Here is a 15,637-nt window from a genome sequence, read left to right as displayed (position 1 = left end):
GACTTGATCATGTCATGGCAAGCGGCCAGAACGTGAACGTGCTTGTCCTCGACACCGAAGTGTACTCGAACACCGGCGGTCAGGCATCGAAGGCCACACCGCGCGGCGCTATCGCGAAGTTCGCGGCAAGCGGCAAGAAGATGGGCAAGAAGAACCTCGGCCTTATGATGATGAGCTACGGCAGCGTGTATGTAGCATCGGTGAACATCGGTGCGAGCCGCCCGCAAGTGCTTAAAGCCATGCTGGAAGCGGAAGCATACAACGGACCGTCCATAGTCATCGCTTATGCAACGTGTATCGCTCACGGCATTCGCGATATGGGCAAGAGCGTATCCGAGGAGAAGCTCGCGTCCGACGCAGGGCATTGGCCGGTGTACCGCTACAATCCGGCGGTCGCGGAAGGCACGAACCCGCTCACGTGGGAATCGAAGGAACCGACGGCTGATTTCATGGGCTACATCAAAGGCGAGACGCGCTACAAATCGCTTGAGGCGATGTTCCCGGCGGAAGCGGAGAAACTCTTCCCGCTCGCGAAGAAGGATGCCGAGAAGCGCTTTGAAACGATAAAGAAGATGCTGTAAATTCGAATTACGAACGATAACGGAGGCGGGGTCACGTGACCCCGCCTCCGTTTTTTTCTCCACACGGCTGTTTTGCATTGACAATCGCATCTCATTTTATATAATAACCGGACAATGAATATTTAAAGGAGTTTTCATGAAAAAGCTATTTCTCACGGTCGCATTCGCCGTCAGCATGTCTGCCGGTGCTTTTGCGGCGCACAGCAGCATGGAAGGGCTTTCACTCGGCATCGGATTCCGCGGGGATTATCTCCTCGGCTCCGGCGGCGTCGGCAATACCGGCTATGGTCCGGCGTTCATGTTCAAGCTTCCGGGTTTCCCGCCCATGTTCGGTGTTGCGTTCAATTTCGGAGCTGCCGGCTTTAACCTCGGTGTGACCGCCGACTGGTGGCTCTTTAAGACGACGCTCGCGAGCGGCACGGTCGACCTGTGCCTCTACATCGGTCCTGGCGTGTACGGGAGCTTCTCTTTCGCATCCAGCTATGCGAATATCGGCGTCGGCCTGCGCATACCGGTCGGGCTGCAGCTCTTCATCATAGCGCCGTTCGAAATATTCCTGGAACTTGCACCTGCCATCGGTGTCGGCGGCATCGGCAATACGATATATTTCCCGGCATGGGGAGTACAGGGCAATCTCGGTTTCCGCTTCTGGTTTTAATACGCTGTCGCGAACAACGGACGCCCCGGTCACGCCGGGGCGTTCTCATTTGTTGGCGGGGTATCGATCACCGGTCTTTTCTTTCCCGTAACGCGCTCGACGCGCGGCATTATCTCGGCGATGACCTCGGGGCTGTACGGATGCGTGACGACGGGTATCGGTTTTTCAGCGACACGATCGGGGAAACCGTACGATTCCATCCGTTTATTATATACGACATGAAGGAGCCGTTCGAGACTCACCGTATCCGCGATGTTATAATGTATGAGCGTATCGAGCGCCGCCGTATCATTTCGCTTGCGATATCGTTCCCAGAGCACGACGGCAGCATATCCGTTGAGTTCCGCCACCTGCGACTGACGTTCTATCCCGAGCTCACGCTCGATCTTCTTAAGCCCGCCGAGAACGCCGAGTGCGGCAAGTTCGCGACGCAGGTCGATATGCGGGGTATCGATGCGCATATGCAGTGCGCGCTCCAGGAACGGTATATCGAATTCCTTCCCGTTGAACGTCACGACGAGCGAAAAGCGTTTGATGTACGCGGGGAATTCATCAAGGTCGCGCCCCTGCACGAACACGCGCGGCGATACGCCGTCATAACAGCCGATGATGGTGACCGCATTCCTGAGCGATCGCACGCCGGTGGTCTCGATATCGAGGAAGAGCGTGCGATCGGCAAGGTACGGGTACATGCGGTACAGATGCTTATGCCTGAGCGCACGGGCGAAATAATCCCAATCGCGGGAGAGAAGGCGTTTTTCCGATTCCGCAAGCCCGCTCACAAGGCTGGCGAGCACTTTCGGGGGGAGGTCGAGGTTCTCACTGCTCGGGGAAAAATCGCGCCATGAGCGTATACCGTTCTCCCACAGATACTGCTCACGCTTCTCGCCGACAAGCCGCACATGAAGAAAGGTACGTTCTAGCATCTAGTCATCCCGCATGCATCACTATACAGAAAATCGGGAAAAAGTAAACACAATGCCGCGTGATCACACCATCGTGAGTGAATTTTTTTTGTGGGTGAAAGGCTCTGATCGATTGACGCCAAATTAAGAGGGATAGACACGAATTGCACGAATAACCACGAATAATTCGTGGAAATTAGTGTAATTCGTGTCTGGCTGCTGATTCCGGCCTCATGCAATTATTTCGCTGCGTTACCACAATAGAAAGTCACACACCACACCATCACATGCCTTGACATCGGCGCCGCATACGGTATTCTGTTCCCACTATGCCCTCGTTCGACCAGCTCATCATGTACGGCGTATCGCTTTTCATAGCGATGGACCCCTTCGGCGTCATGCCGCTTTATTTCACCGCGGTACGTTCTCTTTCCGTGGCACGGCAGAACCGCATGCTCATCGAGTCGTTCATCGTGTCGCTCGCGCTCGGCATGCTCTTCGCCGTCGGCGGGTTCTGGATATTCAAGGCCCTCGGCATGGAACTCGATGATTTCCGCATCGGCGGGGGGCTCGTCTTCCTCATCATCGCGATACAGGCGATCATGAAGAACGATTCGACAGCGGAGCGGATAAGCGCGAAGGACAGGATGCTCTTCGGCATCGTTCCCGTTGCCGTACCGGGCATCGTGGGCCCGGCGGTCATCACGAACCTGGTGTTCATCACCCGCGATTCATCGTTCCTCTGGTCGATACTCATGTTCACGCTCTGCCTCATCGTCACCTACGGCATACTCTTCGTCGCGCGCTACATCATCAAAGCGATAGGCACGAAAGGCCTCATGGTGCTCTCGAAGATATTCGCCCTCCTCCTCGTCGGCATGGCCGTCATGTTCATCCGCACCGGGCTGCAAAGTCTCCTCAAGTGATGCACGCGTGATCGAATTTGCCGTCATACAGCGTGAGATACGCAAGCGCCGTTTCACGCTTGCCGAGATCATCATCACTTCCTGGCATATCTTCCGCAGGTATTTCCGCGTGCTCTTCATCTGTGCGATATGCATCTCCCTGCCGCTCTCGGTCGCGCGATTTCTCGCGAAGCCGTATCTCGTCCCCGTGAACAATGCCATCGCTGCCTGGGCGGAACGCTCCATCGATACGGCAAAAGCGGCCGATCCTGTCATGCATGAAAAGCTCAGAAAAAGCGTGCGCGCCGCCGCCGAGGGCATCGACATCACCGCGTTCATTGCCACGTTCTTTTCCATCATCTCCGGCATGGCCGCGCTCTTTATCGTCAATGAAACGCTCAACGGCGGCAAAGCGAGCGTCCGCGGCGCGCTCGTGAAAGCATTGCGTCGATGGCCATTCGCGCTCGGGGCGCTCGTCGTTTTTTACATCGCCGTTTTTGCCGGGCTTATCTGCTTCATCATACCGGGTATAATTCTCTACATCAACTTCGCGTTCGCGATTGAAGCAGCGACGCTCAGGAACGTATCGCTTGTCCGTGCGCTCACTTACAGCCGTTCGCTCGTCCGCGGACACTGGCTCGATGTGTTCGCGTTCACGATATTCCTCATGATGACCGGCACGCTCATCTCGCTCCTCGTACTCACCCCGTTCATGACGGCGCCGGACAATCTCATTTCCGCCGCCGCATCGACGGCGCTCATCGACGTGTTCTCGCAGTTCGTGTCGGTCGCCTCCGGCATCTATTTCCTCAATCTCGACTTCACCCGCGAGCGCTACGCATGAAGCGCCTGCGCATCAAACGGGTGATGGTGCTCGGCGCATCGGGGTCCATCGGGAAGAACACGCTCGCCGTCATACGGAAATTCCCGCACGATTTTTCCGTCGTCGCGCTGAGCGTATCGAAAAGCATAGACACGCTCGCGCTCGAGGTCAAGCGGTTCAGACCGAAAGCGGTGCACATCGACCGTCCGGATGCTGCCGATGAATTCGAGAAGCGCGTGCGTTTCCACGGGACGGTCTATCGCGGTCCGGAGGGACTTACCGCGATGATACGCGATGTGGGGGCTGATCTTGTCGTCAACGCGCTCGTCGGGAGCGCAGGATTCCTTCCCACGGTCACCGCCATCGAATGCGGCACCGATGTGGCGCTAGCCAACAAGGAAACGCTCGTCGCCGGCGGGGACATCATCATGCCGCTCGCGAAGGAGCGCGGCGTATCGATAATCCCCATCGACAGCGAACACTCGGCGATATTCCAGATCGTCCGCCATTTCCGCGACGTACCGATACATAAGCTCATCCTCACCGCTTCCGGGGGACCGTTCAGGACGCTTAATCGCTCGGCCCTTGCGAGAGTAACACCCAGGGACGCGCTCAAACACCCCACGTGGAACATGGGCGCAAAAATATCGATAGACAGCGCGACGATGATGAACAAGGGTCTTGAGGTCATAGAGGCGCATCACCTCTTCGACATTCCGTACGAGAAGATAGAGGTCGTCATCCATCCGCAGAGCGTCATCCATTCCCTCGTGGAATTCGTCGACGGCGAGATATACGCGCAGATGGGGCCCACCGACATGCGATATCCTATACAGAACGCCCTCACCCACCCGCGTGTGCTCCCCACACCGTTCGATCGCCTCGACCTGACGACACTGAGCGAATTGAATTTCTTTCCCCCGGACAGGAAGAAATTCCCCATGCTCGCGCTCGCCTACCGCTTCGGAAAAAAGGGCGGCGCTGCCGCGGTGGCGTTCAATGCGGCGAACGAGGTGTGCGTCGGGGCGTTCCTTGCCGGGAGCATACGCTTCACCGACATACCGGCGGTCACTGCAAAAATTGCAGCCCGCTTCTCAGCGAAAAAGCTCACCGTCGACGGCATTATGCACGCCGATCACAAGGCGCGGCGCATGGCGGATGAGGAGATAGGGATACTCTAGCGCGGGGAACACTCACCCGTAGCGCGAGTCGCCCGCCTTGGCTCGCGCCAGCTGCGCCGTCCAGGCGCACGCCATCCCCCGGCCCAATACCGTTAAGTTAAGACTGATATGCGTTTGCTCGTCAGCTTGCCAATGTTCCCTTCGACTCCGCTCAGGGAACGGCATCATATGTTCATGCAATAACAGACAAATTCGCTTCCCGAGCCGTTGCCCCAAGCTTGTCGAGGTGGGAGCCGAGGGATGCGATGAGGAACGCAGAATTGAATCTGTTCCCTTAACTGAACAGCATTGCTCCCCGGCCCCTTCTTTTCAGTGCGCAAAGCCAGCCCCTGTCACGCTGCCGTCTTCTCGTAAACCACCTTCCCGCTCTTCATGATATTCTCCAGAAAACCGCTGCTGTCGCGCCCGCGCTCAAGCACCACGGTCTCGATACGGTCGTCCGCTTCTATCGCCTTCCGGTATACCCGCCGCAGCAGATCGAGATAATCCCCGTCAATGCGGTCGAACACGACGGCAAGGTCTATATCGCTGTCGGCTCGTTCCTCTCCGCGCGCACATGAGCCGTAGAGAATGACCATCCTCACAGGGAACTCATCCGCAATATTTTTTGCGGCAATGGTCACGGCATCAAGAATGTTCTTGTCCATGCAACGTACTCCTTGGCTTTTTCAAATATCATCCGCACTTTTTCCAGCGTCATGCTCTCAGAAAGATGCTCTTTATCTTCGGGATAACGAATTTGTGTATTCAGCGGACTTAACAATGCGATATAGTCACGTTTCGAGTCGTCGCACCTTTCGAGCAGCCCGGAAAGCCGCGCCAATCGCATGATATTATGCGTATATGGCGGCTCTGCCTGTTTCGAACGCCAATAATACGCCTTCGTCGATTTTTCGACGGCTTGATGGCAGTAAAAACAACATTGAAGATAGATCGAATTCCTGAACAACACATCGGCAGTACGAATGTCATCGTCAGCCAGTTCTATCCAGTATTTCACCTTTTCATCGCCGGTCATGAGCCGATTATATAGTACCAGGACAAATATGAAAAGGGTCATCGACGCCGATACCGGCGAAAAAATTCCGTTACGCTTGAGAACGTATTTGCGAACAAACCGGCGATGATCGCCTCGGACGACAGCGGCACATTTGAAAAGCGCTGGTAGCGCCCACACATGAAACAGTCCCCATCATAAATTCATCGGGTTTTATCCCTCAACGTTTTTTCATGCACGTAGCGAGCGGCGCGCGGTTGCGAAGTGCTTTAAAAAACGCTGTTCTCCTGTGCGGCTCGACAGGGCGCAGACCTACTTCAGTTTATTCGCAAAGACCAGCAGCTGATTCGACCCGCCCCTGCCGTTCACGATAATATCATTATCCCCGTCACCGTCGATATCCACGATGGCGATATCGCATTCCGCGCTCGCGTCCGATTCGCTCATCATCTTCGCATCCGATGAGCCGATGCCCTGCTTCATCTTCGACAGATCGACGATGGAGAATTTTCCGCCGTCATTGATGTAGATGAAGAGAGCGCGGTCGCTCGCATTGCCGCCGATGACCATGTCAAGGTCACCGTCATTGTCGAGGTCGCCGAAGGCGATGTCCCCGGTCATGACCGGGGCGACCGATGCGGCGTCTCCTTTCGGCGTCTGATACACCTGTGCGTCCTCGGTGAACGTCCCATCACCCGTGCCAAGATAAATGCGGGTGAAACGCCCGCCGTTCGCATCCTTCGGATGACCGGTGCTGCCGATAACAGCGATATCCGGCTTCCCGTCCTTGTTCACATCGACGACGGTCATGGTCCCGTCGATAAGACCGGTGAGCCCGTGTCCCGTTACGAGCGTGAATGTCCCGTCGCCCTTGCCGAGATATACCTCAGCGATGGGCTTGCCGTTGCGCTGTGTCTCCGGTATGCCGGCATTCGCCTTCGGCCCCATGTTCGCCTGACCGATGAGAGCAAGATCGGGTTTCCCGTCGCGGTTGAAATCGCCGATGGCCGCTGCACCGCGCGACACTTTTGCCATGCCGGGGTAGGAACGTGCGGGCATTGTCTCCGGGTCGGAGGGTATGCCTGCGAGAGGAAAGCCTGCTCCGGTAAGATAGCTGAACGTACCGCCATTATTGAGGAATACGCCGGATGTCTCCCAATCGCGCTGTATCATCTGGCCCGCGGGATCGGTACCCGACTCCAAACCCTTCGTGCCGGCGAACACGATATCGATATCACCGTCGCCGTCGAGGTCGGCAAGCTCAAGCACGCCCTTCGACCAGCCGTTCGCATTGTAAAGCCCATGCACGCCTTCATCGGAACGATTATCATTCGCCCCGCCCGACTTTCCCCATGCGCCGGGTACATCCTCAAAATCCTCGCTCGGCAGGTCCTTCCCGAGATCGGCAAGCAGCGAAAAAACACCGCCGTCATTCTTATATACATGGAATATCGCGCTTTCCGCGGCAGGGGCTGTCTTCCCGTAGAGCACGACATCAAGGTCGCCGTCCCTGTCCATATCAGCGAGCCGTATGCACCCGACATCCACGCCGGGTAATTTCGTATCTTCAGCAAGAGCGAACGAACCGTCCGCCTTCTGCATATAAACGAGAATGACGGGCTTTGCCTTCATATTTCCGATGACAATGACATCCTTTTTCCCGTCGCCGTTGATATCGCCGATGGCCATATCCCCCGACGATGTCCCGCTATTCTTCGGATACGGTGTATCCATGACGCGCTTGAAACCAAGCTCGGCAAATGCGCTCGCCGCCAGTATCACCATGAGTGCAAGTCGAAGCATAGTATCCTCCTACTTCATTAATACAGCGGAATAAGCCGTATGCATGGCATTATGTCTTGCGGAAATAAAATGTCAATCCATGCCTCGTAACCATCGCGAAAAGTATAGAACAAGGGCTCACGGTTCCCGAGCGAAGTCGAGGGATGAGCCCTTATTCTCAGCGATCCTGATGACGTTATGATAAACACAACCCCATCGCCGCAGGTGATCGGTATTTTCGCGATATACGCCCTTGCGTTTTCCGATTGACACAACGCAGTAATTGATTATACTTCTCTCAGGCAAACAGGTGGTTATTATGAATACAAAGCTCATCTCTCTCTGCATCGGCATTCTTGCCATATCGGTGATCCCCGCCGCGGGAAAGACCGAATCCGTCGTTGACTCGAAGATAGACCGCGTCATGGTATATCATGACCGCGCGCATGTAACGCGCACCGCGCGGCTCTCATCGGGCGGCGGTATCGTGGATGCCGTGTTCACATCGCTCCCGGGCATCATCTCGGACGAATCGGTACGCGCACGCGTGCTCACGCCGGCCTCCGCGAAGATACTCGATCTGGAAGTACGGAGCGTGGCCGAGGAAAAAGCAGCCGACCCGAAGGCGCAGGTGCTTGAGACGAAGCTCAGGGAGTTACAGGAAGAAAAGGCACGCATCGATGCGAACCTCAGGATGATATCCGTCGAGGATGAGTACCTCGCCGGTGTGCGGAAAAGTTTTCTCGCGGCGTTCGCGGTGCGCGGCAAGGGCGACGAACTCTCGTCAGCGCGGCCGTCCGTGCAGGAGATCGATTCGCTGCTCAAATACTTCACCACACGGAACATGTCCAACGCGCTCTTGCTGATCCGCGAGCAGAAGGCGCAGCAGTCGGTCGCATCGCGTATCGCCGTGGTGCAGCATGATCTGTCGAAGCTTGAGAGCGGTGCCGGGCGTGCGACCAAAACCGCACGGGTGACCGTCGAGACCGCCGGCGCGAGCGTCGTCATGCTCGAACTCTCGTATCATATCGCGAGCGTTGCCTGGAACCCCGGCTACGACATACGCGTGCTCCTTGACGAGAAGAAGACCGAGTTCACCGGCTACGGCGTCGTATCGCAGTCGAGCGGCGAGGACTGGATCGATGCAACGATAGGATTTTCCACCGCGCAGCCGTCGGTACGCGGAACCCTCCCCGACCTCGTCCCGGTATACGCGATACCCCCGGACAGGATTCCACAGAACCGCGGGCTTGTCGTGAGCGGAAAAAAATACGCCACGCAGCAGGAAGCAAACCGCTCTCTTCTGGATAATGTCACCGTCGGCCAATCGCGTTCATCCGATGCGCTTTCCGAAACAACGGCAAGCGGTGACAGGCGCGCGGGTTCGCTCGTATTTTCAGTGCCGAAACGCGCTGATATTCCGAGCGACGGCTCGCCGCACCGCACCTCGATCAGCCGTGAATCATTCCCCGTGCACTTTGAATATCTCAGCATACCGAAATTAAGCCCGTACGCCTTCCTCCAGGCGCTCGGCAGCAACACGCTCACGACACCGATACTCAAGGGCGACCTCAACATCTTCCTCGGCAACGATTTCGTCGGCTCCTCATCGACGGGCAACATCCTCCCCGGCGAGGACTTCGAGCTTTCGCTCAGCGTCAATGAGAACATCCGCGTCACGCGGACGCTCGAGGAACGCGACGAGAAAACATCCGGATTTCTCGGCAATCAGACGCGCGCAAGCTACAGCTTCCTCATCAAGGTGGAGAATTATACCGGCAGCGCCATCGTCATGAACCTGCTCGATCAGATACCGGTGAGCGGTTCGGAAGATGTCGTCGTCGAGGGTATCACGTTCTCACGCGAGCCGTCATTCAGGAACAAACAGGGGATAATCAAATGGCATTTCCCCATGCAGTCGAAGGAAACAGCGACGATATCGTTCTCGTTCACCGTTATCGGCCCGAAGGAAAAGGGCGTCGCCTTTTTTCGCACCACGCTCCCACCGTCGGTGTATCTCCAGCAGCTCATGGACAGCGTCGTTCGGAAAGCGCCGATGCAGATGGATGAAAGCGATTATCGGCCTGAAAAAAGCGCGGCACCGAGCATGCGGCAGAAGATGTATTGATACGTATTACGAAAGGAGCGTCGTAAGCGTATCGGCGATGGCGCTGCCGTCCACCGGCTTGATGAAGAACGCGGCCGCCCCATTGGTGAGCGCATGTTCCACCACGCTGTTATCCGCCTCGCCGGTCACAAAAATGACCTTGACGGCGGGGAATTCCTTTTTTATGTATGCAAGCACATCGATACCGTTCGCACCGGGCATACGGTAATCGATGAGCGCGGCATGTATCGGCTCGGTCTTCATCACGGCTATCGCCTCGTCCCTGCCGTTCGCCTCACGGACGACATAGCCCCGGAGCGATAGGTATTCACACAGCTCCCGCCGTATTATCTCCTCATCATCAACGATCAGTATCGTGCTCATAATCGCCCCTCCCCCGTTTCACTGCGCCGCCGGTATGCTCACCGATACCTCGGTGTGATCGCCTGCAGCACTGTCGAACATGATATCCCCGCCCATGGCCTTCACGATGCCGTACGTTATCGAAAGACCCAGGCCCGTACCCGCGCCCGTCGGTTTTGTCGTATAGAACGGGGTGAAGATGTTCTTCTGCTCATCGGATGACATGCCGGAACCATTATCGCGTATGCTCATGAGTACGGTCCCGTTGTCGGATGATGACCGCACCATGATGACGCGGTCAGTATAACCGCTGTCGGAGGCAGCCTTCTTCTCAATGGCATCCTTCGCATTGGCAATAAGGTTCACGATCACCTGCTCGAATTTGAAGAGATTACCCCGCACCGATGGGACAGTACCGCGGTCGCGCACTATCCGTATACCGCGGCTCCTGTACTGCGTCTCGACCATGAACAGCACATTATCGATCGCCTCATCGATGGAGAACTCGACGATACCGGCCGCCGACTGATCGCGCGAGAAGAGCCGCACCTGCTCGATGATGCTCTTCACCCGTACGATGTATCCGCGCATGGAGTCGATCTTTTTCGCGAAATAATCCTCGTCCATCTTCCCGCTCGTGTACATGCCCTGCATATTATCGATGGCCAGGGAAAGCGCCATCAGCGGCTGATTGACCTCGTGCGCAACACCGGAAGCGAGCACACCGAGCGAGCGCAGTTTATCAGTCTGCACAAGCATGGCCTCGGTACGCTTTCGCTCGGAAATATCCCTGATCGTTCCGGATATCATCTTCGGTTTTTTATTCTCATCAAAACTGACGGATGCGCTCAACGAGCATTCTATCACCCTGCCGTCCCTGTCCTTGAGCGTCACCTCATGGTCGCTCACCGATCCGTTCTTAAGCAGGAGCGCTATCGTCGCGTCCCTGTCGGCGGGCTCTGCATACACATCATAGAGCGACATGCCGATGACCTCGCTGCGGTGATACCTCGTGAATGTCTCCACCGACGGCGACACCTCGGTGATGGTCCCCTCAAGTGTCGCCTCGTAATACACATCCTGCATGTTCTCGAATATGCTCCGATATCGGGCCTCGCTTGATTGCAGCGCGTCCTCGGCGCGTTTCCGGTCGATGATGGTCTGTATCGCCTCAGCGAAGGCCTTCAGGTTCTTTGCGTCGCTTTCGGTATAATCGCTCGGACGGTTCGCCACCGCGGCAAGCGCAACGATGCGACCGTGCGTGAACACCGGCACCACCATGAGATTCGTAAGCAGCACATGCCCCGCAGGGAGCCCTCGTTTCGCGGCATGCATGCCCGCATAGTCGTTCATGATGAATATCCCGCGCTTGCGCACCGCCTCTCCCCATACACCGGCATCGGCAATGGGGAAATGCATCGGTTTGTCGACTATGGAACATCCCTTCATCGCCTCACCTGACCAGGAATGTATCGTCATCACGGACTCATCGCTGTTGATGAACCCGTAGAACCCGAACGTGCTGCCGGTCAGGGAGACAATGGACGACAGCACATGATCGCATATGCCCTTTACATCGGCGCTCTCGCCGGCAGATATTTCCCAGAACGCTTCGAGCTTCCGGTACGCTGTCGCAAGTTCCCGTTCTGCATGTTTGCGCTGTATCACGAAGGCCGCTTTATTGACGACACGCTCTATCACATCCTTGTACGATGCGATATCGTTCGGGGACAGGATGAACAGGGCCCCGAGATGCGTATCCCCCTGAACGATGCCGATCGTGTACACGAACGCGGTGTTGAGCACTTTTTCCGCAATACCGCATACTGCTCTGGGCACATAGCCCGCCAACAATCCGAACAATCCGTCCTCGATACGCTCGAGCTTTCCCGTTCGGTAATGCCGAAGTTCCTGCTCGGTCATCTCATCGACGCGCTTCGTTGTCTTCGTCGGGTCGATGCCGAACAAGGATATCAGCTTTTCATGTGCAACAGGAAGCCCGTCCACCGATACGAAGCACATGTTGCCGGTCGATACATCAAGCGATGTCGTCGCGGTTATCGCCTGACCCAGCAGATCGTGTACGGCCTTCGATACAAAACGATAGACATCGGACGCATTGTCCAAATGCAGCAATGCATTCCCGGTCTCCGCGAGGATACGGTTCGACTCGCGCATTTCGGCCATCATCGCATTATCGAACGCCGGGAAGCCGTCGTTTCCCGTCGGCCGGGAACGGCCTTTCGGTACATCCTTTCTTTTCGCACGCATGGCGATAGTATAGGATATCTGTAGTATTAGGTCAAACAGGTATACTCCAGTTTCCCGTAATGTATTCCCTCCAAGAAATGACACCACGATGATCCGGATGATCAGGATTTTTCGCCGTTTGAGAACCGGATGTGCTTATCCTCATCACTACACTTCAGTGGATAAAATAATCTGGGTGAAAGTAATGCGATGCCGTTACAAAATAGAATGCGGCTGACTTTTGGGAATATGCTTACGCTTTTATCCGTTTTGAAAACCGCTTGCAGCGTCATTGGCAACCTTGCCAGGGAGCTTTGATGACGGCAAATACGGAAAAGTGGAGGGTTTAATGCCGGGAGAACGTTCGACCGCTCACGTCCCCGGAGCAGTTGTCATTACAACCTCGCGGAGCTTTTCCATGAAGTAACGATACTCCCTGAAGTTCACCACTTTGAGAACGAAGTGATCGGGCCCGGGTATGCAACGCCCGAGCTTTATCATCTCCTTCGCCTTTTTAATTTCTTTGTCGATGGCGTCTTTACCGTCTATCATCGCCTCTTTGCGTAGCCCCCCGACGATGCCCATGGTGGGATATTTCTTCCGCACACGGAACGGATCGTTACCCGCGAGCACCTCGTACGGATACATCGCGGTAACGCCGCCCTCCTGCATGAGTCCGGTGAGGTTCTCGACAAGGCCGTCAGAATCGACGAGTATCACTTTGATATTGTGGCGTTTGGCGAAATCCGCAATCTTCTCGTAGCACGGCGTCATGAATTCGCGGAACATCTCCGGCGATATGAGCGAACCGTTCTTCGAGGCCATATCCTCCCAGCATTCGATGACATCGAATTCCACATCGGCGCACATCTTTTCCCAGACGGCGATGGCCATGTCGGTATAATAGTTCATGATATCGTGCACGACATCCGGCATATCGTAGAACGCAAGCGCGAGGTTCTCATCGCCCATGCGCTCTCGCGGAAATCCGTATACACCGCGATGGGTAAGCTGCAGCGGATAATCGCGCGTCTTGTACTCGGCGGCCAACGCCTTCCAGTTCGCGGGAAAGCGCGATGCATCGTTCGGATCGAGATGCTTCTCCTTGTATGCCTCCCAGGTCTTTCTGTCCTTTATCGGCCAGCCTATCGTATGACGCGCGTAATCGCCGCCCTTGTACCACTGCACAATGGTACCGTCGCCGCGATCCTGAATGACGATGTTCTCCTTTTCTTCTATTGTCCGTGCCGGATACATCCGCGATGGGTCCATGTTCACCGGCACCGGCGCCCAGCCGCGATTGGCGCCTTCGAATTGAAGGAGCGTATCTATCGTCGTGCGTATGCCGGGGTGCTCGTTCTCCCAATGTGCATGCGATGCATTCACCCCGCCGAATATCTTCATAAAGGGTACGCGATCGACCTTCTCGCCGGTCAGCGTCCTGACGAAGCGTTCGCGTGATGTCATATCAATTCCGCATCGCCACGTCGACCATCGCCATATAGTTCTCGATGGGGATATAATGCGTGAAGCTGTTCCCCGCGCCTACCGCGTACCCGCCTTTGTCGGCCGTTCGCGCAAGCATTTTTTCCGTACGCTGCTCGATCTCTTTCTTCGACGCGCGGCAGAGAAAATCGACGTCGATGCCGCCCATGATGCCGATGCGCCCCTTGTACTCGTCGTACGCCTCCTCTACCGGCATGATGGCATCCTCATAGGAGTGCTTGCCGTCATAGCCGATGGTATCGATGATATCATCCATGACATTCTTCAGATTGCCGCAGGAATGAAGAACGGCAAGACGGTTATACTTATGTATCGTTTCGACCACGCGCTTGTGCCACGGAACGACGAATTTCTTCATGTCATCGGTTGAGAGCATGGTCTGCGTCTTGAAACCCCAGTCGTCATTGAACATGCATGCACCGACGGTGTCGTAGCGGAGCACGTTCTCATAGTAGCGTATGAAGCGCGATCCGACAGCGTCGAACAGTTCCTGCACAAGAGCGGGGTCATCCACCATCATAAAGCACAACCCTTCGTAGCCGACAAGTCCCATGACATTCTCGAGCAGGCCGCCGGGCGAGAATACGAAAAGCTTCATCCCGTCCGGGAGATGCTTTTTCATTTTCCCGAGCGCGGAATAATCGAACGCATCCGGGTCCGGCCATTGATATTTCTCAAAGTCGGCACGTGAGCTAATGACCTTCTGCGATTCAAGCGATATGGAATTCTTCCGTTCGATGTTCGTATTCTTCGGGAAGCCGAAGAGCGAACCGTGTACGCTCGCGAAGTCGTATCCGACGGCGGCGAACGCCTTGATGCGGAATTTCATCACCGCTTCCATGTCCTTTGGATCAGGATGCTTCTCACCGGTGAAATGCTCCATCACCGGGCCGTTCATAATGAATTCGAAGAGCGTGGCCCGCGAGGGGCGCTCTTTTTTCAGCACTTTCACCAGATTGGAAAAATCCGCTTGTCTCATGGTTTCCTCCGTGGATGCAATAACAGTAGCTACGGTATGCCCTGGAGGCAATGCGAACGATTGTCAATAATTAGGAGAATCTTGCGGTACGATAGTACTATCGTGTGCTACGGAAGATGTTTGAGCAAATTCGCATCTATGGCCAGGCGTGCTGTTTTCTTCTCCATGCCGGTAATACGCCCGTATATCTCTACACGCTCGTTCGCGCGCAGTGTATACGCCCCCTCGATGGATACACGCACTATGCCGAGCACCTTCGCTGCAGCGGGCTTTTTTACCAGGAGCGTGAAAGCGGTCATGCGCCCGTCATCGTGTATCTCGTTCACCGAACCCTGCCAGATGACATATGCCCCATTGTACAGCACCGGGTCCTTCATGACCGTATCATAGGTGACATTATCATCGAACTCGGCATAATCCGGCGGTTTGATGAAATTGGTGAGGAGATGGAAACGGTCCTTCAGATACGGATGCACCTTCTCCCTGTCGATGCCGTTGATGATGACAAGCGCACGATTAATGCGCCCCTCGGCGATGTGCGCCTTCGCCTCGCCGAAACGCTTTATCACGTCACGCGGGGAAAGATCGCCGCCGCGCGAG

15 protein-coding genes are annotated in these 15,637 nt (G+C 55.8%); 6 read left to right on the top strand and 9 right to left on the bottom strand.

Annotated features, from left to right (window positions below; translation table 11 throughout):
• Together AABZ39_10950 and AABZ39_10945 are read left to right on the top strand one after the other, a co-directional pair.
• Nucleotides 1-581, top strand: a 581-nt coding sequence (locus tag AABZ39_10950; GenBank protein MEK6795288.1) for a pyruvate:ferredoxin (flavodoxin) oxidoreductase, incomplete at its 5' end; no start/stop codon positions are given.
• Between the two features lie 136 nt (nt 582-717).
• Nucleotides 718-1,239, top strand: coding sequence for a DUF3996 domain-containing protein (locus AABZ39_10945; protein ID MEK6795287.1), 522 nt, complete (start codon nt 718-720; stop codon nt 1,237-1,239).
• A gap of 29 nt (nt 1,240-1,268) precedes the next feature.
• Here the strand turns inward: AABZ39_10945 and AABZ39_10940 are convergent, their stop codons facing one another.
• Entirely contained in the window at nt 1,269-2,165 is an 897-nt protein-coding gene (locus AABZ39_10940) for a ribonuclease H-like domain-containing protein (GenBank protein MEK6795286.1), read from the bottom strand.
• A gap of 308 nt (nt 2,166-2,473) precedes the next feature.
• On the opposite strand from AABZ39_10940, the gene AABZ39_10935 reads away from it, so the two are divergent.
• From AABZ39_10935 to dxr, 3 genes are read left to right on the top strand one after another with little or no spacing between them, the layout of a single operon-like run.
• On the top strand, nt 2,474-3,070 hold the full coding sequence (locus AABZ39_10935) for a MarC family protein (GenBank protein MEK6795285.1): 597 nt from the start codon (nt 2,474-2,476) through the stop codon (nt 3,068-3,070).
• A 7-nt stretch (nt 3,071-3,077) separates the two neighbouring features.
• Nucleotides 3,078-3,893 carry a hypothetical protein gene (locus AABZ39_10930; protein ID MEK6795284.1) on the top strand — a complete coding sequence of 272 codons (816 nt, stop codon included), beginning with the start codon at nt 3,078-3,080 and terminating at the stop codon, nt 3,891-3,893.
• Nucleotides 3,890-5,053 carry a 1-deoxy-D-xylulose-5-phosphate reductoisomerase gene (gene dxr / locus AABZ39_10925; protein ID MEK6795283.1) on the top strand — a complete coding sequence of 388 codons (1,164 nt, stop codon included), beginning with the start codon at nt 3,890-3,892 and terminating at the stop codon, nt 5,051-5,053. The genes AABZ39_10930 and dxr overlap by 4 nt, the downstream gene beginning before the upstream one ends.
• Nucleotides 5,054-5,385: 332 nt before the next feature.
• Here dxr and AABZ39_10920 read toward each other — a convergent pair whose 3' ends face one another.
• The 3 genes from AABZ39_10920 to AABZ39_10910 form a co-directional block, all read right to left on the bottom strand.
• On the bottom strand, nt 5,386-5,700 hold the full coding sequence (locus AABZ39_10920) for a nucleotidyltransferase domain-containing protein (GenBank protein ID MEK6795282.1): 315 nt from the start codon (nt 5,698-5,700) through the stop codon (nt 5,386-5,388).
• Nucleotides 5,673-6,071 carry a HEPN domain-containing protein gene (locus tag AABZ39_10915; protein MEK6795281.1) on the bottom strand — a complete coding sequence of 133 codons (399 nt, stop codon included), beginning with the start codon at nt 6,069-6,071 and terminating at the stop codon, nt 5,673-5,675. The genes AABZ39_10920 and AABZ39_10915 overlap by 28 nt, the downstream gene beginning before the upstream one ends.
• A 291-nt stretch (nt 6,072-6,362) precedes the next feature.
• Complete coding sequence (locus AABZ39_10910) at nt 6,363-7,853, bottom strand: VCBS repeat-containing protein (GenBank protein ID MEK6795280.1); 1,491 nt, start codon at nt 7,851-7,853, stop codon at nt 6,363-6,365.
• 298 nt (nt 7,854-8,151) lie between these two features.
• Here AABZ39_10910 and AABZ39_10905 point away from each other — a divergent pair, with 298 nt between their 5' ends.
• Nucleotides 8,152-9,960 carry a mucoidy inhibitor MuiA family protein gene (locus AABZ39_10905; GenBank protein MEK6795279.1) on the top strand — a complete coding sequence of 603 codons (1,809 nt, stop codon included), beginning with the start codon at nt 8,152-8,154 and terminating at the stop codon, nt 9,958-9,960.
• 6 nt (nt 9,961-9,966) lie between these two features.
• On the opposite strand, the gene AABZ39_10900 is transcribed toward AABZ39_10905, so the two are convergent.
• The 5 genes from AABZ39_10900 to AABZ39_10880 form a co-directional block, all read right to left on the bottom strand.
• Nucleotides 9,967-10,323: a response regulator gene (locus tag AABZ39_10900; protein ID MEK6795278.1), complete on the bottom strand. Its 357-nt coding sequence runs from the start codon at nt 10,321-10,323 to the stop codon at nt 9,967-9,969.
• Nucleotides 10,324-10,341: 18 nt separating this feature from the next.
• Nucleotides 10,342-12,573 carry a GAF domain-containing protein gene (locus AABZ39_10895; GenBank protein ID MEK6795277.1) on the bottom strand — a complete coding sequence of 744 codons (2,232 nt, stop codon included), beginning with the start codon at nt 12,571-12,573 and terminating at the stop codon, nt 10,342-10,344.
• Nucleotides 12,574-12,924: 351 nt separating this feature from the next.
• A complete protein-coding gene (locus tag AABZ39_10890) occupies nt 12,925-14,019 on the bottom strand; it encodes a uroporphyrinogen decarboxylase family protein (protein ID MEK6795276.1) in 1,095 nt (364 codons plus the stop codon).
• A gap of 1 nt (nt 14,020) precedes the next feature.
• Complete coding sequence (locus tag AABZ39_10885; GenBank protein MEK6795275.1) at nt 14,021-15,037, bottom strand: uroporphyrinogen decarboxylase family protein; 1,017 nt, start codon at nt 15,035-15,037, stop codon at nt 14,021-14,023.
• Between the two features lie 107 nt (nt 15,038-15,144).
• The coding region (locus tag AABZ39_10880; GenBank protein ID MEK6795274.1) for a hypothetical protein at nt 15,145-15,637 on the bottom strand (493 nt) is incomplete at its 5' end.

The sequence above is a fragment of the Spirochaetota bacterium genome (assembly GCA_038043445.1).
Lineage (GTDB): Bacteria > Spirochaetota > Brachyspiria > Brachyspirales > JACRPF01 > JBBTBY01.
Note: the sequence above shows the minus strand (reverse complement) of the source record. Positions and strands in the feature narration are given on the sequence as shown.

Coding starts and splice junctions, on each gene's coding strand:
- AABZ39_10905 (MEK6795279.1), top strand. CDS start 8,152: ATGAATACAAAGCTCATCTCTCTCTGCATCGGCATTCTTGCCATATCG.
- AABZ39_10940 (MEK6795286.1), bottom strand. CDS start 2,165: ATGCTAGAACGTACCTTTCTTCATGTGCGGCTTGTCGGCGAGAAGCGT.
- AABZ39_10945 (MEK6795287.1), top strand. CDS start 718: ATGAAAAAGCTATTTCTCACGGTCGCATTCGCCGTCAGCATGTCTGCC.
- AABZ39_10895 (MEK6795277.1), bottom strand. CDS start 12,573: ATGCGTGCGAAAAGAAAGGATGTACCGAAAGGCCGTTCCCGGCCGACG.
- AABZ39_10885 (MEK6795275.1), bottom strand. CDS start 15,037: ATGAGACAAGCGGATTTTTCCAATCTGGTGAAAGTGCTGAAAAAAGAG.
- AABZ39_10890 (MEK6795276.1), bottom strand. CDS start 14,019: ATGACATCACGCGAACGCTTCGTCAGGACGCTGACCGGCGAGAAGGTC.
- AABZ39_10920 (MEK6795282.1), bottom strand. CDS start 5,700: ATGGACAAGAACATTCTTGATGCCGTGACCATTGCCGCAAAAAATATT.
- dxr (MEK6795283.1), top strand. CDS start 3,890: ATGAAGCGCCTGCGCATCAAACGGGTGATGGTGCTCGGCGCATCGGGG.
- AABZ39_10935 (MEK6795285.1), top strand. CDS start 2,474: ATGCCCTCGTTCGACCAGCTCATCATGTACGGCGTATCGCTTTTCATA.
- AABZ39_10900 (MEK6795278.1), bottom strand. CDS start 10,323: ATGAGCACGATACTGATCGTTGATGATGAGGAGATAATACGGCGGGAG.
- AABZ39_10915 (MEK6795281.1), bottom strand. CDS start 6,071: ATGACCGGCGATGAAAAGGTGAAATACTGGATAGAACTGGCTGACGAT.
- AABZ39_10910 (MEK6795280.1), bottom strand. CDS start 7,853: ATGCTTCGACTTGCACTCATGGTGATACTGGCGGCGAGCGCATTTGCC.